The following is a 17,623-nucleotide window of genomic DNA, read 5'->3' as shown; positions in this document are numbered from 1 at the left end:
TTTTCGTTTATCTTGCCGTCCAACCGCCATCCGCTTTCAGTACATCTCCATTTACAAAACTTGAATCGTCTGACGCTAAAAAGAGCGCGACGTTCGCGATTTGTTCGGGCTCACCCATCGGTGCTTCCCCCGCACCTTGGATGGCGCGCATCCCGAGTTCGCTCGGAGCGGTGATGGTCGAACCGATATTCGTGTTGACCCCACCTGGCGCGATGGCATTAGCGCGAATCTTACCGAGTGTTCCGTAAGTGGCTGCGATGTTTTTCGTTAATCCGATCAATCCATGTTTCGAGGCGACATAGGCCGCGCCACCGCGCGTACCAAATAGTCCTCCAACGGACGCGTTATTGATGATGACGCCCCCCTGATCCTGCTTCTCCATCACTTGGATGGCGGAACGTGAAAGTTTCATCGGTCCGGTCAAATTGACGCCAAGGACACGGTCCCATAATTCATCCGTCACTTCTCCCACCGTCATGAAGTTGTCCATGATTCCCGCGTTATTGACGAGAATGTCGACCGAGCCGAACGTGTCTTTCGCCGCCTCGACGAGTTTGTCAGTATCCGTTTGATTCGTCACGTTACCAGCAATGCCAAGAACTTCCCCACCCGCTGCTTTGATTTCATCAACTACCGCCTGCACAGCATCTTCATTCAAGTCGAAGGCGACGACTCGTGCGCCTTCTTCTGCAAACAGTTTGGCGATGGCTCGCCCCATGCCTGAACCTGCGCCAGTGACAATTGCCGTTTTTCCTGAAAGCTTCATTTCTCATTCCTCCTTTGAAAGGTCAGAACGTATACGATGTGTGATGACAGTAATCTGCCTGTCACTATGTTATACCCACATTTGGTTGCGAGCCTCCTGAGAAACATGGCGATTTTTCTTCAATTGACTCCCAGCAATCTTTATACTTGAATGGAAAGCACTCCATTATATAAAGGAGAGATGACGTGAAACAATTCCATGGAACCGTCCATGGTCGAGGTGAACCTGTACTTTTCCTTCCCGGTGGAGGATTCACTGGGTCACAAGGCCAATTATTTGCCGAAGCATTACATAACGATTTCGAAGTTCACCTGTTAGATCTACCTGGATTTGGTGAAAGTGAGGGACTACATACATTCGCCACGTCCAAAGTACTCGCAGACTGGGTCGAGACGTATCGAATCTCACGACACCTTGAATCGGTTCGACTAATCGGTCATTCGATGGGAGGTGCCATCGCCCTGGCTTATGCAGTCCATTATCCAGACCAAGTCAGGCATTTGATACTTCTCGACCAAGGACATAAACCGAACGCTATGCTACCATATCGGGAATATGGCATCTTCGGATTCGCCTTACCGCTTTTACGTCTACTGTATCACCATTCACCACGACGCCTCTTGAACTGGATTGAAACGAAAGTGAATAAGAGTGACCCCACGTTTTCTGAAGAGCGGTTCCAACTGTTCTGTCGACGAATCGGGGTCGAGCCGACGTTATCGATTCGTTCTGCTGTCGAGCAATCGGCCCGTCTTTCGACCGGTGGCTTACACTTGTTGTTTGGTTATGATGGATTGGATTTTAAGGACTTGTTACGACGCGTCCAAGTCCCGACGCACCTGTATTATGCGGATTTCACGGGAATTGATTTGAAGGAGGCGAAGCGAACGCTCCATCATGTCAAACGAGCGGAACGACTGCTTCATCCTTCTGTACAATTGATTGCCGTACCAGGTGGACACTTCGTTCAATGGAGCCGTCATTTCTCGATGGAAAACGTTGAGCGGTTCTTACATACATAAAACAAGACAGCGGAGAGGTTTCCGCTGTCTTGTTCGTCATGATGCCCAGTCGTGGCGCTTTAACCATTCATGAAGTTGGTGGTGAGGCTCGGGATGGAGCGCAACTTCTATGTAGCCATCATATACATCGTGCGGTTGGTCACGGACGAGTTCTTGGGAACGACCGTAAAAGTCTGTCTTAATCGGTCCCGGCTCAATCAATTTCATGTCGATATTGAAAGGTGCCAACTCGAACTGGAGCGATTCGATGAATCCTTCAATCGCCCATTTTGAACTGTGATACAAGCTGTGAATTGGGAATGTGATCTGTCCATCGACGTAGGAAACGGTCACAATCCGTCCTCTCAGCTGTTTGCGGAAGTATGGGAGTGCTGCCCGAATCACATTCATGACCCCCGAATACGTTCGTATCAAATTGCCGTTGAATCTGTTCGGGAGAGGCTTCCTCGAAAATCTCTACCGCTCCATACCCAGCATTATTCAACAACACATTCATCTTTCCGTGATCCGAGACGATTTGTTTAAATGCCTCTCGGATACTCATCTCGTTCGTCACATCTAGTTGATAGAGCGACACCCCTTTTAGGTGAGACAGTTCTTTATGGACTTCAGGTTTTCGCATCGTCGCGACGACATGCCAACCTCGTTTGCTGAACAGTTCGACCGTCGCTCGGCCGATTCCGCTCGCTGCTCCTGTGATGACAATCGTTTGTTTTTGGTTCATATTCATTCCCTTAAATGTTTATATGCTTAAACGTATAAACTCATTGGTGAAAAAGAAGCCTTTCTCTCTGTTTCCAAAAAGAAAGGTCAAGGGATGCATTCGTCTTCAATCGCTCGTGTCAGTGCCTTCAGCAGTCCGACCGTGTTCTCGAGCGTCAGGAAGTAAAAGTTCTCTGTCCCGACTTTCTCCGATGAAACGATGCCCGCTTGTCGAAGTAGTTTGAGATGATGTGAGATGGCTGGTCGAGACAACTCAATCTTTTCATCAATCTGATTGACGTTCAAGCGTTCATGTTTAGCGATCTCGACGATGATGCGTTGACGATTGACGTCAGCTAATACTTGGAACAACGGAATCGCATCTTCAAATAAAGATAACGAGACTTCGGGTGTAACATCTGTTCGTTTCATATTCATCACTCCGTTTAAAAGTTTAAACGTTTAATCCCGCACTAAGAATACTAGGTGTTTTATCTTTTGTCAACGAAGTTGTTCGTAGATTTCTCGAAGAATGCTTGCAATCATATGCCTCGAGTCATAATCCCGCTTGGAGATTTTGACGAGCGGCGATGGTTCGGGGAAGAGCTGGGCATTGATGTCGTCAATCGAATGGCCTGCTGCAGTTTTTGTTATCACGTCATCGGTCAATCGCTCGAGGTATTCGAGCTTCTTTTTCAGTTGCGCCCGGCCTTCGTCGAGACGCCCAGCATGCTGACAGTACACTTCATCAAAATCAAGGGACAGGACCCGTTTGAGCGAACGAATCTGTTCAGGGACCGACTCCTCCGGAATCATCACCTTCGGATAAGGATGGACGAACAAATCACCCGAGAACAGCCGACCGTTCTCCTTGTCATATAAGACGACGTGATTCGGTTCATGACCAGGTGTATGGATTACCTGATAGCTATGATGTTCTGATGTGATTTGATTTTCATGATAGGCAATCGGCTGAAACGGTTCCGGATCTCCTTAAAAACGTGCTCGATAATCTGGGATGTTTAACCCCGTCCGGCACATGTCCCTGGCGGACTCTCGTATGTAAATTGGGACACCGTATGTCCGCTCAAGCCAGGCCGCCGTTCCAATGTGATCTTCATGGGGGTGCGTGATGCTGACAAGATCGATTGGAACCGACTCATAGAACATTTGAAGTTCGGGTAGCATCGTGCGTGTCCCCGTATCGATGATCATGCCGTCGATATAATAGACGTACATCGACATCTCGAATGGACCGTTCTTCACTTTGGTGCAAACGGCGGTTACTGACCCATGCTGCTTCACTTGCATCAGGCTTCCCTCCTGGATCATCATTTTCTACATTATAGCGAAAAAGAGCAAAGACCTGCAGACATTTCACAGTTCTTTGCTCACCCTTATTTAGAGATTCTCTCCATTCGTCGCAATGACCTGTTTGTACCAGTCGAACGAGTCTTTCTTCATCCGCTCCATCGATCCGTTCCCTTCATTGTCACGGTCGACGTAAATCATCCCGTATCGCTTCTTCATTTCTCCCGTCGTGAACGAGACGATGTCGATGATGCCCCAAGGTGTGTAACCAACCAAGTCGACCCCGTCATAAATGACGGCTTGCTTCAATTGTTCGATATGGGCCTTCAAGTAATCGATTCGAGCTTTGTCATGAATCTTTCCGTCGACAATCTCATCGACGGCACCGAATCCATTCTCGACGATGAAGAGCGGAATTTGGTACCGGTCATAGAGTCGGTTGAGCACATAACGGAGTCCGACCGGGTCAATCGCCCATCCCCAGTCACTCGACTGGATATACGGGTTCTCGACACCATTCGGCAGACCACCGTTGACGATATCGCCACTGTTGTCCGCGACGACGTCATTCTTCACGGTCGTCGACATATAGTAACTGAAACCGAGATAATCGACCTTTCCGTTCTGTAAAATCTCTTTGTCCCCTTCAAGGATTGGGATGTTGTATCCCTCGCGCTCGAACTCGTTTAATGCGTAACTCGGATAATATCCACGAACTTGTACGTCCGGGAAGAAATAGCGTTGCCGCATCATCTCTTCGGCGAGCATGACGTCATCTGGGTTTGATGAATACGGATAAATCGGTACATGAGAGACCATCGCTCCAATCTCGAAGTCAGGATTGATGGCTTTCCCTTTGGCAACGGCGAGAGCGCTCGCAATCAGTTCATGGTGCCCAGTCTGATACATGACTTCACGCGCGTTCTCCCCTTCCTCTAGGAGGACACCCGAATTGGTCCACAAGAAGAGAGGATTGTTGACGTCCATCTTGTTGTTGATTTCGTTAAACGTCATCCAATACTTGACCTTGTTTTTGTAGCGGTCGAAGCAGACCTCCGCAAAGCGGACGAAGTGGTCGACGACCTCACGATTTCGGAAGCCACCGTATTCACGGGCAAGATGGAGCGGCATCTCGAAATGCGAGAGCGTGATGATCGGCTCGATGTCGTACTTTAACAGCTCGTCGAACAAGTCGTCATAAAATTGAAGACCTGCCTCGTTCGGTTCTGCGTCATCCCCGTTCGGGAAGATGCGACTCCACCCAATCGAGGTACGCAAGCATTTCAATCCCATCTCAGCAAAGAGGGCCACATCTTCTTTATAACGATGGTAAAAGTCAATCGCCTCATGGTTCGGATAGAACTCATTCGGTTCGACCTTGTCTGTGATCCGGCGAGCGACGCCGTGTGCGCCTGCTGTCAAGACATCGACGACGCTCGGCCCTTTTCCGTCAGCGTCCCAACCACCCTCGAATTGATGGGCGGCGAGTGCGCCTCCCCATAGGAAATCGTTCGGTAATGTCTTCATTGTAAGTCCTCCTTCACATGAATCGTACACGTTAAGTATAATTGTACCGGTACAATTATACAAGGACGGTACATTGAATCACTTTTGCTTTTTCATGATATAATAGAACCAGTGACGAAAAAGTGAGGAATGACCATGCTAAAATATCAACAAATCGCGAATGGAATCGAACAATATATCCATGAACAAAACTTAAAACAAGGCGATAAGCTCCCTGTCCTTGGGCAGATGATGAATCAATATGCGGTGAGCAAGAGTACCATCACGAAAGCTTTAGAGCTGCTCGAACGAAAGGGTGTCATTTTTCAACTGCGGGGAAGCGGCATTTTCGTCAGACGACATAATCGACCTGGCTATATGAGCCTCTTCTCGACCCAAGGGTTCAAGAGCAATCTCGGAGACCGTGTCTTGACATCTTATGTGATTGATGTGTCTGTCGTGAAGCCAGACGCGACGGTTGCGGAGAATCTAGGGATTGATGTTTCTGACGATGTGTATCGGGTCGAACGGGTAAGGTATGTGGATGGAGAGGTGCTCTGTCACGAGGAATCCTATTATGTGAAAGCCATTGTCCCATATTTGAATCGCGAAATTGTGGCAAACTCTATTTTCGATTATGTCCAAAGCGCGCTCGGCGTCACGATTGGATTTTCTGACATGTATCTACAGGTCGGGCGATTGACGGAAAGTGAAGCGGAACACCTCGGATTGCAAGTGAATGACCCGACACTTCGCATCGAAACCATCTTTCATCTGACGAACGGGAAGCCTTTTGACTATTCACGAATCACCTACCACTACGCACATTCCCAGTTCGTCATTCAGGCGAACGGACCCTATATGTGAAGAAACCCCTCATGCGCGCATGAGGGGTTGTTCGTCGCAAGATGAATATCACTTCACGACCGGGAGATTGACCTGTTCGACCCAATCGTCAATGAACCGACGTTGATGTTGATGTAATCGTGGTAGGTCTTCTCTTGAGAAAAATCGATGTTCGTGACTTTCGTCTGTCGATTGAGCGATTTCTCCTGAGAATGAATGGGTGTAAAAGATGACTTGAACACTATAGACCCGATCACCGTTTTCATAAGTGGCATATCCCTCATCATCGGAATAGATTCCGAACAGTTTCAAACTATCCACGGAGAGCCCTGTCTCTTCAAGAGTTTCACGGATGGCTGTCTCTTCAAATGATTCCCCAGGCTCCATAACACCACCGGGGATTCCCCAAACATGATGATCTTTTCGGTGTTGCAACAAAATTTGATTGTCCTGTTCGATGAGGACTCCACATCCTACAGTGATTAATAGATTCGATCCGATTAATTGACGCATATGCTGTATGTAACTCACTACACTACCCCTCTGTATTTAGAATTTAAAAAATCTTGATCTCCCCATTCACATGATCAATGAAATAGTACGTATCGTTAGCATCATGTGCGAGTATGAAATTTCCTAGTATATTCGGATGAAATTCAATAGTGAACGTCTCAAGCGTCTGCTCGTAGGTCAGATATGAAAGGGACTGCCACACATTCTTCGCCTTCGGAATCTGAAGCTGAGGCAATAATTCGTCTTCAATCAATCCCTTCCAATCTGGGTTATGCAATATAAAGCGAAACACGTTTTCAAGTGGAGCAAACGTTCCACCTAAACCAAACGCCAATTTGATGGGAAACGCGCCTCTAACCACATGTTCAAAAAATGTCTCCATTTGGACAATACCAGTTGTCGAGACACGTTTCACTTGGTTTCCTTGAAGCGTCAACCCGTCTTCGTAATAGCTCAGAATCCAATCCCTCTCTCCTCTTAAGACGATGACCTCATTTGAAAAAAGCGTCAATTCCGACTCTAACACCTCACGATTTTTGATGGTTTTGGTCGTCACAAGCTCTTCTTCCTGACTTTTAAAAGAGAAGCGACGTTTTCTCGAATCCCTTACAGTCCGCTTACGCTCTATAAGTAATGGAAACTGTTCTTTCTCCAAATGGCGAAAGATCAAGTAGGTTGCTTCTCTGTCTCTCAATGCATGACTCGGTATGACCACTAATTCTAATGGATTATGATGATTGGATAAGTCTTTTGACATCATGTTGCTTTTCGTCTCTTGAGGAACCAATATCCGAATGGCAATATCGCTAACACAGCAAAGCCAATCAATCGGTTGGTATTCGATGTTGGCTTATTTGACTCTGTCTCATCCGAATGGACTGATGATGAGTCGCCTGCTCCACCTATCATTCCTTCTTCGGCACCCCCTTCAATACTTTCATTCTCTTCAACCAATAATACTTGAAACGCCTCAGTTGAAATCGCATCTCCGCTAATCATCTGTTTTGAATTAGATGTCAACGCTGTCAACATGTTCCCATCATAATCAAACCATGCCGATTCTTCTGTGTACTTCACGAGATCGCCTTTTACGTCCGTCAACGCTTTCGGGGTTTCTTTATCTGAACCAAACGTTGAGAACGCATATGTACCCGCTGCTTGTTCATATGTTCCGATTACGTTGACCGGTTCGTCATCTTGAAAGACGGTCGCCACATATTCTTTTGTTGGGACGAATGTACATGTTTCTCCCGTTTTGTAGCAAGAGGAAGACGGGACGTATGTCTCGAGTAGTGGCCCGAAAGTGATGTTCTCACTATCCGTCATATGATAATTAACCGGATCATCTCCCTGAATATGATCCATCACGATGTCATAAAAATATGCATCCGCAAAACGTTCCGCCGAGGACTCAGTCATCTCGGCTGATACGGTTGTCGTGCTTGCAAGTAGTCCGACACAACATATGAGTAAGCCCGTCATTCGTCGCATGTGTTTCTCCCTTCATCACCCTGAAGATTTCAGCAGCATCGCGTGATTGATGTGAATCAATTCGGCGTGAGGCTGTTTGTGACGACTGACATATGACGTGAATCGCGATGACGCAACAAACGCGTTCGATTCATGAATCATCGCCAGTCGGACGAGAATGAGCCGTAATTGTTTTCTTCCTTCTCCCAGTGTAACACGGTCGACTTGGTTGTTTTTGTCGAGTCGGTTGATTAACAGCTCCACTTTACAATCTTCTTTGATCAAGTAAGAGACCCAATACGCCGTCTGTTGAATCAAGTCTTCATATTGCGCATGGAGCCCGTTCCCGAGCGGACCGCTCAAATCAAGGGAAATCGTGAACGTGTCGAGATTTTGTCGTTCGAACACTTTTGCCTGTACATGACCGACCTTTGAAGTGGCGACCCAGTCAATCTGTTTAGCCGGTTCCTTCTCATATCGTTTTGCACTCTGAATCATCAACGGATCGTTCAGCGGGGAGTGCTTGACGATACGGTCACCCATCCGAATCATGCGAGATTCGGTGATTGGTGACTTCGTGATGGTAGGTAACACAATCCATGAGGGCATATCCATCTCCTCATCCGTGAAAAAAAGAGTACCTAAATAAAACGGTAAGGTGACACGCATCACACACATATGAATCGAAGCAGGTCCACGCTTCACAGCCGAGACGCTCACATGATGTATGTCCTGTTCGATCCTGGTGTCGTATGCCTGTGACCCGTCCTCGAATACCATCCGTTCATTACCCTCTAGTCGAATCAATAGCGGAACACCAAGGGCAATGATTCGCTCATACCCATCAATACGGACGATACATGATGTCTCATCGTCGATGAACAAGAGATCTTCTTTCTGCCGGATGGAAAATGAGACTTCGTTTGAAAGTGTTCGAATGATTCGTTTCCGGATGAACATGACGATTAATAATGCTCCACATACATAAGCGATGGGCCATACATAAGGCATCCACATGGTGAGGAGACCGAGACTGACATAAGCCGGCCAAAGTTGGTCCTGAAGAATGGACGGTGTACTGATTTCGACCTGTCGCATCGTTACACCTTTTCGACGGGGACAGTTACGGACTCGAGTACGTCCACCAACACTTGTCGCTTCGTCGATTTGATATCTCCTTCAAGGGTGAGGGTCAATCGGTGCGAGAGGACATGTGGCGCAACGGCTTGAACATCTTCAGGCGTGACAAACTGACGGTCGTTCAAGTACGCATAAGCTTGTGAGGCCTTGACGAGCGCGAGCGTCGCCCGTGGGCTCGCCCCGACTTCGACTAACGGGTGTTGCCTCGTCTCGTGGATGAGTGCGAGCAAATACGTGACGACATCTTCATGAATCCGGATATTCTCGACTTCTTCTTGTGCTTCTAAAAAAGCTTCATTCGTCATCAAGACATGCACTGTCTGTCTTGTCTTTGAAATCGTCTGTAGAATCAAGTTCCGCTCTTCGTCTGCCCCTGGATATCCGACTTGAAGGGACATGAGGAAGCGGTCGAGTTGGGCGTCCGGTAGCGTGAACGTTCCCGCCGACTCGATCGGGTTTTGCGTCGCGATGACGAAGAATGGTTTCGGTAGTTGATACGTGACGCCACCGATAGAAACTTGGCGTTCTTCCATCGCTTCAAGCAAGGCGGATTGCGTTCTCGGAACGGCACGGTTCACTTCATCGATGAGTAAAATATTCGTGAAGATCGGTCCGGTCCGGTTCTCGAACGTCTGAGTCTGCATATTGAAGAAATCTGATCCGATGATGTCAGAAGGTAGCAAATCGGCTGTGAACTGGATTCGGGCGAAGTCTGCCTCAAAGCTTTTGGCGATGCTTTTCGCAAGTAACGTCTTCCCCGTCCCAGGTACATCCTCTAGCAAGATATGGCCGTTCGCCAATAGGGCTGTGCAACATAATTTTGTGATTTCTGGTTTACCGAGGTAAATGCGGTCTAATTGGTCCAATACGTGTCGGATGGTCATGAGTTCGACTCCTTTTGTGTGCGTAGTAGGTATTCATCAAGTTGTTGGGTGAACGCTCGCTCACGTTGTGGTGAGATGTTTCCATCATCATAACGTGTCTCTAAATAGGTAAGTAGGGATGCATCGAGCTCAATTCGTTTCGCCCAAGTCGACAACGTTTCATACGGGCGGCGACGTTTATGTGGAGGTAACGCTGCTTCGAATTGAATCAACTGCTTTCGGATAGCCGATGCTGGTAATGGATGAACCGTTCGGTTTATCTGCATCGACGCGTTGTCAGAAGTCACTAGCGAGTGATCCTCGATATCTAACTCTCCCTCCTCGCTTTGTTTCTTCGAGGGGCGTCGTTTTTTCCAGAGCCACCATCCGAGCAAGATAAGCAGTCCGGTTATCATGTATGGGAGGTAAGAGACTCTGTTCGACTCTTCTGATGAGGGATTGCCGTAAGAAGGTGACTCGTCATTAATCTTTTCTCTTGGAGTCCCACCTTTATCGTCTGGAGCTTCACTAGAAGAGCCAAGCTCAACCCCTCGCCAGTCTTCTTCAATAATTTTGTCTTCCCCACACCAAAAATCAACATCCATCACTTCGAAAATCCCTAAAAACTTTCGTTTGTCATGACAGTCCGTAACCCAACTCGTAATCTCACTCCCTGAGATATCTAATGATTGGTAGTAACGGTATCCCAGTTGACCGGAATAGGAGATGAGGGCGACAAGTAGCAAGGAGAATAGAATTCCTGACACAAAAATCGTTTTGGCTTGTTTCATCGGTGTTTCCGCTTATGTATATTCAGTTTGATCGTTTTCATCTGACGTGACGGCTCCTCTCATAGTCTAAATCCTTTTTTTTGGAAATAGGATTAAATGGATTATACCATGAACTTTTACGGAATATTCAGTTATTTTTAGACAAAAGAAAAATGCCCGTTCATTGAACGAGCAGTTGATCTATAGACTCATAAATTTTTTTCATCGCTAGAGAATAGACTCGACTTGCTTCATATGGTGCCGGTCATGTTCGATGAATTCTTCGATGATCACATGTAACGAGTAGGGGACACCTTGAGGCGGATCATGCGAGACACCATTCGCTGTCGTTTTAAAAGTCAGCGCTTCTTCACTTAAGGATTCGAGCATGGTGATGAGTGCTCGTCGACTTTGTAGTGATTCCTTCAATACGACTTCCCCCGATAACTTCTCCGCCCTTTTCGTCGCTCGCGCGTTGAACGAGTCAAAGTCAGGAAAGATCATCCCTTCCCCGTTCTTCACCGATGGGATGATGACATTCAACAGATGATTGTCCCAATGGGCGATATGTAAGACGATTTGCTTTATGGACCACTTCTCCGAGTTTATCTGTTCATTCCAATCGGATTCACTCAGCTTTTCTAACGAATCGAGCCATTCTGTGTACGATGCGAATTCTTGAATGACTTGCATCCAATCCCCTCCCCGTTCCATTCAAATTACTGCGATTATAGCATGAACGAGTCTTTTTAAATTAAAAAACGGCACCGTTCTTCATGAACGATGCCGCGTGTGTCTCTATAACCAGACTGGTAATGAGAAGAAAACTAAGAACAATACGGTCAAGACACCGACGACCGGACTGAGTGACCGGTAGCCCTTCTTGAACAAGACAATCATCGTGTACGCGATGAACCCGAGTCCGATCCCATCGACGATGGAATACGTGAACGGAATCATGATGATGACGAGAATCGCCGGGAAGGCATGCTCCCAGTTATCGAGAGGCAAATGCTTCACGTTTTGGAACATCATCATGCCGATGATAATCAACACCGGTGCGATCGCCGTCACAGGGATGATTGCAAAGAGCGGTAGCAATAAGAGCGATACTACGTACAATCCAGACGTGACGAATGAAGCGATCCCGCCTCGTGCACCGATCGATATCCCGGCAGCCACTTCTACCGTCGAGACGGTCGGGCTTGAACCGAACATGGCCCCGGCCATCGTCGAGAGGCCTTGTGCGACGAGACCTTTCGGCGCGTCTTCTTCTTTGCCGATTGCACGTGTCTGATTCTGAATCAAGCTGATGTTTTCAATCAACAAGACGAGCGTCAGCACACCGACCGCGACGAAGAAGAGTGGAGACGCAGATTCCGCGAACGAGATGTTCCCAAATACCGTGCCGAACGATTCGAAGAACGGTGTCAACGCGAAGCTTCCCGTCCAATCGAGTGTTCCCATCATGGCACTGAGTCCGACACCGAAACCGATCGTCCAAAGGAAGCTGCTCGGTCCCATCTTCAAGAACAGTAAGATGGCGACGAATAGTGACAGGAATGCGACTTGGACGTCACGCTCTCCGAGGTCACCGATGTGAAGCAATGCCCCACCCCCGCCTGAGACGATCCCTGCCGCCTCGAGCCCGATCAAGATGAGGAAGAGGCCGAGACCGACCGTCAATCCATCATGAATGATTGGCGGGAAGGCGTTCGCCAATTTCCTCGCCACTTTGGTGACCGTCAATAGTACGACGAGTACACCTGAGACGAACGAGACGGCGAGCGCACTTTGCCAGCTCAACCCCATCTGTAGGACGAGCGTGTATGTGAAGAGCGCATTAATCCCCATTCCCGGTAACAAGAGAAGCGGCAGATTGAAGAATCCCGCAATCAATGTCCCGATGATGCTTGTCAAAATCGCTCCGACGAGCGCCCCCTCGAACGGGAGTCCGGCTTGTGTCAAGATTGCCGCATGCACGGCCGGGATGTATGCTGTCGCCAGAAAGTTCAGCACGCCCCCGTATGTTTCTGTTTTCCATTCTGTTTGTTTTGCCATAGGAATCAATCCTTTATTGGCACCCTCACCCACCCGTGTATACACACGAGATTGATTATATCCTGTCAGACATCTAACAAGCAAGAGCGATTCGACTCAATTCCTTCTTTGGACCCATTCTTGAGACTGATTCCATCAAAAGATTCATTTTATAAAACAAGAACGTTTGTTCTTATTTATAACGCCTTTTTGCGAACAAATCTGTTATAATGAAGAGGCAGGTTAACGCAGCAATAGTGGGGTCAGCCGCCAAGTCCACAATGGAGGAAGGCGGTGGTGCGGATGGAACAACTTTGGACCTGGGTTGGGGATTATGTCATGATTCCAATCCTCGCTCCGATCATCGTTCACTTGGTGATTCACCGAACATCCGATCGTGCAACGTCTGAACGCACAAAAAAATGACCCCCTCGGCGCAATGAGATGGGTCACTTTCTGATTCACTAACCATTGTGGCGGCTGGGACCACTCTTAAAGTGGTAGCCTGTAAGCCAGAGGTCGGTGTGTCCAGCACCGGTCTCTTTCTACTTGCATCATACCATACTTTATCCGCGTTTTCAGTAAGAGAAACGTTATTTGACACGAAAATCACAAATAATCTTACCGCTCAGGATCAATCAGCCTGAGCGGTTTTCGTTCATCTCACTGTATCGGGAGAACCAGACGAGCATCGCGTCCGCATCTTCTTTTGGAATGTCATCAATCGTCTCAACTGAAAGGAACCCTCCCCGTGTCGAGAACTGCACCGTACATAACCCGAAACGGCGCTGCAAGAGCGATTGCTTCACTTGAATCTGCTCGATTCGCGGTTTGTCCGTCAAGAATGAGCGGACGTTGAACGCTCCCGTCCGTAACTGGATGAATTGATTCATGCGGACATATTTTGTCGTGACAAAACTGAGCACGCGCCCTCCGATGATGATGGCCCATAAGAGCAGTAGCCACCAGGCATAATCTCGGAAGAAATATAGTACGAGTCCTGAGATGATGAAGCCGAACCAGCTGATTCGGAGTAGTTTGATTCCTAAGGCACGTCTCGGTAATCGGTGTAATTCGTCCGACCATGTGAAGTGCGTGAAGTGTTCTCGGAGCACCCGCATCGCTCGGTCACGACGAACGAACGGAAGAATTGTTGACGATTCGTCCTTCAATTCATCCATTGTCCCTGCTGCGACGAGCTCGACCCCGACGATATGGAACCAACGACGAATGAACGTCTCTTTGATGCGAATCGCTTGAATCTTCTCATATGGGATTTCTTTCGCACTCCGGTTCAACAATCCCTTCTCGACACGAATGCGTTCCCCTCTCCGCTCCAGTCGGAAGTTCCCATACTTCAAGAAGTTGATGACCATGCCGATCACGACCGATAGTAGCAACACCCCGAGGACAAGCAGACCGATGGCGATGATGGACGCATGGACGACATAATCTTCGACTTGATTAAACGCCCCATCCAAATTGATGAAGTCATCAATCGAGGAAATGATCGTGGAAGCTATTGGGAAGATGGCGAATACAGAGAGCGAAGTGATGGATGCTAACACGATTTCGCGCGTAGATAAGACGTACAACAGGCGACTTGGTACCGGTGTTGCCTGTGCAGGTGTCTCATCCGACTCTTCTGAGCCATCCACCGCAACTCCATTTTGTTTCCGGTGACGAACTTGTTCGAGGATTTCTTCCAGTCGTTTGGCTTCTGTCGGGAAGACACCCGCCAATTTGAAGGAAGCATCGTCACTGTTCGCGTTCGTATCGAACGTCAATTCGACGACACCAAGCAATCGATAAAGGAACGGGCTGTTAGAATGGACGCTTTGAATCTTATAAAGCGGAAGCGACTTTTCTTTTTTCAACCAATTCCCTTCGATGACATATACAGTCTTTTCATCGAGGGCATATCGGAAGTTTAACCATCCGAAGAACTTCTGAACAATATCGAGTAATAGGAAGAGTAGAATACCTACTCGTAGAATAATTCCATACGTCGAATCCCAGTCGTTATTGAGTACAAAGAGCAACACGATTGGAATGGCGAATGACTTAATGACCTCTAAGATGCGTAGTGCCAACACACGATTTGGAAGTCGATGCCACGTTAACGCAGAATCGGTCATACGACATCCTCCTCTTCAATGCGTGCATAGATGGCAATCTGTTCACGGAGTGTCTTGGCGAACGACTCTTCAATCGCATAGATTTCATGAGATCCGGCCGCTGTCCCGATGGTGATGGTCTGTAACCCGTATTTACGGAGAATCGGTCCTTGCTCCGCATGAACATATTGGACTTTTGTCATCGGGATGAGCACATCGTGTGTCGTGATGATCCCATGGTGAATTCGAATCTCGAGCGGCTGAACGTCATACGTGAATCGTTCTTGTTTCCACTTTTGGAACCAGATGAGATCAATCAGGCTATAGACGACATCGATGACGAGTAGCACGATCAAACCAATCTGTATCCAAGTTAGCCAGTCGAACCAGTAAGCGGCCGCTACAAGAGCTCCCGTAATGAGAAGTCCAATGATATAAAAAATTGCACTAGATAACCGGAAGACAGCGCGTGCCTCGATTGGAAGTGTGCCGCTGATTCGCTGTGGTGTGACACCTTCTTCAGGTGTCGGTGTTGTTTCTGACATGGTAAATCCCCCTAACGTTCATATGTATCTGTCTTTATTGTATACGCTGAAGCCACAAAAAGGTTTCGTATTGAACGAAAACAAGAAACGAGCCGAATATCGGCCCGTTTCTCAGTCTTCAAAAAACCACTTCTTACGTGGTTCCACTTTTAGGTTGTCCCCATGTTTCTTCATTTCCGTTACAAGGTAGCGTTCGAGTTCATTCATTGCCTTGACCCAGTCGGTCATCGTCGCCACGAGCGGCACGACGATGAGGATGAGTTCTTCCTCTTCTTCTCTCATCTTCTCAATCATTAACTTCGCAAAGTCAAAGTTCTCATGGATGAGATCCTCTTCCCGATCGATGAGGTGCTCGTTCTCGAGCTCATAGGCTGAAAACAGACGCTCATGTCGACGCAACAAGTGACGAATGTGGCGATACAGCTCTTCGCTCAATTGGGGCGGGAGTTGTTCAATCGTATGAAAATCATGATCGAGCTTCTCGATGACATGTAGCGCGGCACGGTTCGTCTCAATCATCTTAGATTTCAAGACAGCTCGACGAAAGATCGGTGTCTTCTTCTCAAGCCAACGATTCGCTTTGATTTCCTCTTCAAAATAGGCGTAGGTCTGTTTTGAATCGTTATGCAACTTCTTTGTCTCTGGTAACGAGTCGAATGAGGAGCGGCCGCCTTCCGTCTCCGCAAACAAGCGTGCGATCCGAACAACCATTTGAAATGTGTCGGTGATTTGTGCTTCGAGTTTCCGCTCGTAGCGAGGTGGGAACAACAGTGCATTCACAATCAATGCGACCGTAATCCCCATCATAATAAGTAGGTAACGTTCGCCCGCAAACACCCACACCGGCATATCCGACTGGCTCGCCCCTTCCATGATGAGAATCGTCGTCAAGATGACGGTCCGTGTCGTCGACTCTAAATTTAAAAAGAGAAGAATGGAGATGGCGATGATGATGACGAATCCGATAGCGATTGGTGTCGGATTCGGAGTGAGTAGCAGAAATCCGACGGAGAGTAATGCTCCAATCAGGTTCCCTTTCATCTCTTCGATCAAACGAAGCCCAGTCTGATAAACTGACGGCAGGAGCGCGAGTGACGCAGCGAGTGCCGGGACGACGATTTGTTGGAATTGAAATGCCTCGGCAATCAGCAAGACGATTGCGACCGATAGTCCGGTCTTAATAGTTCTAGCCCCAAATTTCATGTAGTGGTGCCTTCCTCTCTTACACCTGTCATATGTATTTTTTGCCTTCTTCTTCAATTCTAAAACGTACCATATTCTTTTCAAGTGGAAATGAACCATTTCAGGCAGTTTTGTGAACGCTTCCGTGTTATGATGGCGTTGGATATTTCTTTCATCTTGATGGGGAGGGGTTTACTTGTCAACAATTGCTTTATTCGGCGGAAGTGGCCGTACTGGGGAACGGGTGCTTGAACGTCTACTTGAAAAGGGGCATCGCGTCAGACTGTTAACGAGACAGCCAATGGATTCCAAAGTAGGGATCGATGTAATTTTAGGAGACGCGACGAACCAAGCAGCAGTACTAGAAACGGTTCGATCTGCAGACGTCGTCATTTCGGCGTTAGGGACGGACAAACAAAACGTATTGTCTACATTCACACCACTCGTGATCGAAGCGATGAAACAATTTAACGTAACACGCATCATCACGGTCGGGACCGCCGGCATCTTACAGGCGCATGATAGCGACAACTATCGCTTTGAAACGAAAGAATCGAAGCGTACGATGACAACCGCAGCCGAAGATCATGCCCGCGCTTATGAGTTATTACGGGATTCAGGTTTAGCCTTCACGATCATCTGTCCGACTCAACTGATCGATGAGCAATCGGACGGAGACATCATCATCTCAAAAGAGGTATTAGGCACGAAATATTCAGGTCCAATCTCGAGGAACGATGTCGCCGATTTAGCGATGTATTGTTTAACGAATGATGCATATGTCGGACACCGTGTCGGCATCACGACGGAATCATAATTAGGGGATGGGA

22 protein-coding genes are annotated in these 17,623 nt (G+C 47.8%); 4 read left to right on the top strand and 18 right to left on the bottom strand.

The annotated features are described in order from the left end of the window. Window positions 1-7 precede the first annotated feature (7 nt). Window positions 8-766 carry a glucose 1-dehydrogenase gene (locus KNO94_RS02300; protein WP_214777211.1) on the bottom strand — a complete coding sequence of 253 codons (759 nt, stop codon included), beginning with the start codon at window positions 764-766 and terminating at the stop codon, window positions 8-10. 185 nt (window positions 767-951) lie between these two features. Here KNO94_RS02300 and KNO94_RS02295 point away from each other — a divergent pair, with 185 nt between their 5' ends. Continuing rightward, window positions 952-1,788, top strand: a complete 837-nt coding sequence (locus KNO94_RS02295) for an alpha/beta hydrolase (RefSeq protein ID WP_214777209.1) — start codon at window positions 952-954, stop codon at window positions 1,786-1,788. 36 nt (window positions 1,789-1,824) lie between these two features. On the opposite strand, the gene KNO94_RS15215 is transcribed toward KNO94_RS02295, so the two are convergent. From KNO94_RS15215 to bglA, 6 genes are all read right to left on the bottom strand, one after another. Then, window positions 1,825-2,136, bottom strand: coding sequence for an SDR family NAD(P)-dependent oxidoreductase (locus KNO94_RS15215; RefSeq protein ID WP_251125798.1), 312 nt, complete (start codon window positions 2,134-2,136; stop codon window positions 1,825-1,827). Next, on the bottom strand, window positions 2,045-2,512 hold the full coding sequence (locus KNO94_RS02290) for an SDR family NAD(P)-dependent oxidoreductase (RefSeq protein ID WP_251125764.1): 468 nt from the start codon (window positions 2,510-2,512) through the stop codon (window positions 2,045-2,047). The genes KNO94_RS15215 and KNO94_RS02290 overlap by 92 nt, the downstream gene beginning before the upstream one ends. A gap of 86 nt (window positions 2,513-2,598) precedes the next feature. After that, complete coding sequence (locus KNO94_RS02285) at window positions 2,599-2,922, bottom strand: ArsR/SmtB family transcription factor (protein ID WP_214777207.1); 324 nt, start codon at window positions 2,920-2,922, stop codon at window positions 2,599-2,601. A 69-nt stretch (window positions 2,923-2,991) separates the two neighbouring features. Then, window positions 2,992-3,438, bottom strand: coding sequence for an MBL fold metallo-hydrolase (locus tag KNO94_RS15470; RefSeq protein WP_483299167.1), 447 nt, complete (start codon window positions 3,436-3,438; stop codon window positions 2,992-2,994). A gap of 45 nt (window positions 3,439-3,483) precedes the next feature. Then, the gene (locus tag KNO94_RS15465; RefSeq protein WP_483299160.1) at window positions 3,484-3,801 is read right to left on the bottom strand and encodes an MBL fold metallo-hydrolase; all 318 of its coding nucleotides are present in this window, start codon (window positions 3,799-3,801) and stop codon (window positions 3,484-3,486) included. Window positions 3,802-3,891: 90 nt separating this feature from the next. Continuing rightward, window positions 3,892-5,328 (bottom strand): 6-phospho-beta-glucosidase BglA, encoded by a 1,437-nt coding sequence (gene bglA / locus KNO94_RS02275; RefSeq protein ID WP_214777204.1) that lies wholly within the window; start codon window positions 5,326-5,328, stop codon window positions 3,892-3,894. 135 nt (window positions 5,329-5,463) lie between these two features. Here bglA and KNO94_RS02270 point away from each other — a divergent pair, with 135 nt between their 5' ends. Further along, window positions 5,464-6,174 carry a GntR family transcriptional regulator gene (locus KNO94_RS02270; protein WP_214777202.1) on the top strand — a complete coding sequence of 237 codons (711 nt, stop codon included), beginning with the start codon at window positions 5,464-5,466 and terminating at the stop codon, window positions 6,172-6,174. Window positions 6,175-6,222: 48 nt separating this feature from the next. Here KNO94_RS02270 and KNO94_RS02265 read toward each other — a convergent pair whose 3' ends face one another. From KNO94_RS02265 to KNO94_RS02230, 8 genes are all read right to left on the bottom strand, one after another. Then, window positions 6,223-6,684, bottom strand: a complete 462-nt coding sequence (locus tag KNO94_RS02265; RefSeq protein ID WP_214777200.1) for an NUDIX hydrolase — start codon at window positions 6,682-6,684, stop codon at window positions 6,223-6,225. Between the two features lie 25 nt (window positions 6,685-6,709). Next, window positions 6,710-7,222 carry a hypothetical protein gene (locus KNO94_RS02260; RefSeq protein WP_214777198.1) on the bottom strand — a complete coding sequence of 171 codons (513 nt, stop codon included), beginning with the start codon at window positions 7,220-7,222 and terminating at the stop codon, window positions 6,710-6,712. A gap of 200 nt (window positions 7,223-7,422) precedes the next feature. Continuing rightward, entirely contained in the window at window positions 7,423-8,157 is a 735-nt protein-coding gene (locus KNO94_RS02255; protein WP_214777196.1) for a hypothetical protein, read from the bottom strand. A 15-nt stretch (window positions 8,158-8,172) separates the two neighbouring features. Continuing rightward, window positions 8,173-9,234: a DUF58 domain-containing protein gene (locus KNO94_RS02250; RefSeq protein ID WP_214684290.1), complete on the bottom strand. Its 1,062-nt coding sequence runs from the start codon at window positions 9,232-9,234 to the stop codon at window positions 8,173-8,175. Between the two features lie 2 nt (window positions 9,235-9,236). After that, window positions 9,237-10,160, bottom strand: a complete 924-nt coding sequence (locus KNO94_RS02245) for an AAA family ATPase (RefSeq protein WP_214777195.1) — start codon at window positions 10,158-10,160, stop codon at window positions 9,237-9,239. Next, complete coding sequence (locus KNO94_RS02240; protein WP_214777193.1) at window positions 10,157-10,930, bottom strand: hypothetical protein; 774 nt, start codon at window positions 10,928-10,930, stop codon at window positions 10,157-10,159. The genes KNO94_RS02245 and KNO94_RS02240 overlap by 4 nt, the downstream gene beginning before the upstream one ends. A 207-nt stretch (window positions 10,931-11,137) precedes the next feature. Further along, window positions 11,138-11,602, bottom strand: a complete 465-nt coding sequence (locus tag KNO94_RS02235) for a DinB family protein (protein WP_214777191.1) — start codon at window positions 11,600-11,602, stop codon at window positions 11,138-11,140. A 105-nt stretch (window positions 11,603-11,707) separates the two neighbouring features. Further along, complete coding sequence (locus KNO94_RS02230) at window positions 11,708-12,970, bottom strand: NCS2 family permease (protein ID WP_214777185.1); 1,263 nt, start codon at window positions 12,968-12,970, stop codon at window positions 11,708-11,710. Window positions 12,971-13,252: 282 nt separating this feature from the next. Between KNO94_RS02230 and KNO94_RS15320 the strand changes: the two genes are divergently transcribed. Continuing rightward, entirely contained in the window at window positions 13,253-13,375 is a 123-nt protein-coding gene (locus tag KNO94_RS15320) for a hypothetical protein (protein WP_255349577.1), read from the top strand. Window positions 13,376-13,587: 212 nt separating this feature from the next. Here KNO94_RS15320 and KNO94_RS02225 read toward each other — a convergent pair whose 3' ends face one another. The 3 genes from KNO94_RS02225 to KNO94_RS02215 form a co-directional block, all read right to left on the bottom strand. After that, a complete protein-coding gene (locus tag KNO94_RS02225; protein WP_214777183.1) occupies window positions 13,588-15,087 on the bottom strand; it encodes a PH domain-containing protein in 1,500 nt (499 codons plus the stop codon). After that, window positions 15,084-15,611: a PH domain-containing protein gene (locus KNO94_RS02220; protein WP_214777181.1), complete on the bottom strand. Its 528-nt coding sequence runs from the start codon at window positions 15,609-15,611 to the stop codon at window positions 15,084-15,086. The genes KNO94_RS02225 and KNO94_RS02220 overlap by 4 nt, the downstream gene beginning before the upstream one ends. Window positions 15,612-15,722: 111 nt before the next feature. Then, window positions 15,723-16,814 (bottom strand): FUSC family protein, encoded by a 1,092-nt coding sequence (locus KNO94_RS02215; RefSeq protein ID WP_214777179.1) that lies wholly within the window; start codon window positions 16,812-16,814, stop codon window positions 15,723-15,725. Window positions 16,815-16,989: 175 nt separating this feature from the next. Between KNO94_RS02215 and KNO94_RS02210 the strand changes: the two genes are divergently transcribed. Continuing rightward, window positions 16,990-17,610, top strand: coding sequence for an NAD(P)-dependent oxidoreductase (locus tag KNO94_RS02210; RefSeq protein WP_214777177.1), 621 nt, complete (start codon window positions 16,990-16,992; stop codon window positions 17,608-17,610). Window positions 17,611-17,623: the final 13 nt, after the last annotated feature.

The sequence above is a fragment of the Exiguobacterium sp. s22 genome (assembly GCF_018617455.1).
Taxonomy (GTDB): Bacteria; Bacillota; Bacilli; order Exiguobacteriales; family Exiguobacteriaceae; genus Exiguobacterium.
This window is presented reverse-complemented; position numbering and strand designations above follow the sequence as displayed.

What these genes read in the sequence shown, in the direction of transcription:
- KNO94_RS02230 (WP_214777185.1), bottom strand. Translation starts at nt 12,970, where the DNA reads ATGGCAAAACAAACAGAATGGAAAACAGAAACATACGGGGGCGTGCTG.
- bglA (WP_214777204.1), bottom strand. Translation starts at nt 5,328, where the DNA reads ATGAAGACATTACCGAACGATTTCCTATGGGGAGGCGCACTCGCCGCC.
- KNO94_RS02240 (WP_214777193.1), bottom strand. Translation starts at nt 10,930, where the DNA reads ATGAAACAAGCCAAAACGATTTTTGTGTCAGGAATTCTATTCTCCTTG.
- KNO94_RS02300 (WP_214777211.1), bottom strand. Translation starts at nt 766, where the DNA reads ATGAAGCTTTCAGGAAAAACGGCAATTGTCACTGGCGCAGGTTCAGGC.
- KNO94_RS15320 (WP_255349577.1), top strand. Translation starts at nt 13,253, where the DNA reads ATGGAACAACTTTGGACCTGGGTTGGGGATTATGTCATGATTCCAATC.
- KNO94_RS02225 (WP_214777183.1), bottom strand. Translation starts at nt 15,087, where the DNA reads ATGACCGATTCTGCGTTAACGTGGCATCGACTTCCAAATCGTGTGTTG.
- KNO94_RS02285 (WP_214777207.1), bottom strand. Translation starts at nt 2,922, where the DNA reads ATGAAACGAACAGATGTTACACCCGAAGTCTCGTTATCTTTATTTGAA.
- KNO94_RS02270 (WP_214777202.1), top strand. Translation starts at nt 5,464, where the DNA reads ATGCTAAAATATCAACAAATCGCGAATGGAATCGAACAATATATCCAT.
- KNO94_RS02220 (WP_214777181.1), bottom strand. Translation starts at nt 15,611, where the DNA reads ATGTCAGAAACAACACCGACACCTGAAGAAGGTGTCACACCACAGCGA.
- KNO94_RS15465 (WP_483299160.1), bottom strand. Translation starts at nt 3,801, where the DNA reads ATGCAAGTGAAGCAGCATGGGTCAGTAACCGCCGTTTGCACCAAAGTG.
- KNO94_RS02250 (WP_214684290.1), bottom strand. Translation starts at nt 9,234, where the DNA reads ATGCGACAGGTCGAAATCAGTACACCGTCCATTCTTCAGGACCAACTT.
- KNO94_RS02245 (WP_214777195.1), bottom strand. Translation starts at nt 10,160, where the DNA reads ATGACCATCCGACACGTATTGGACCAATTAGACCGCATTTACCTCGGT.
- KNO94_RS02235 (WP_214777191.1), bottom strand. Translation starts at nt 11,602, where the DNA reads ATGCAAGTCATTCAAGAATTCGCATCGTACACAGAATGGCTCGATTCG.
- KNO94_RS02255 (WP_214777196.1), bottom strand. Translation starts at nt 8,157, where the DNA reads ATGCGACGAATGACGGGCTTACTCATATGTTGTGTCGGACTACTTGCA.
- KNO94_RS02290 (WP_251125764.1), bottom strand. Translation starts at nt 2,512, where the DNA reads ATGAACCAAAAACAAACGATTGTCATCACAGGAGCAGCGAGCGGAATC.
- KNO94_RS02215 (WP_214777179.1), bottom strand. Translation starts at nt 16,814, where the DNA reads ATGAAATTTGGGGCTAGAACTATTAAGACCGGACTATCGGTCGCAATC.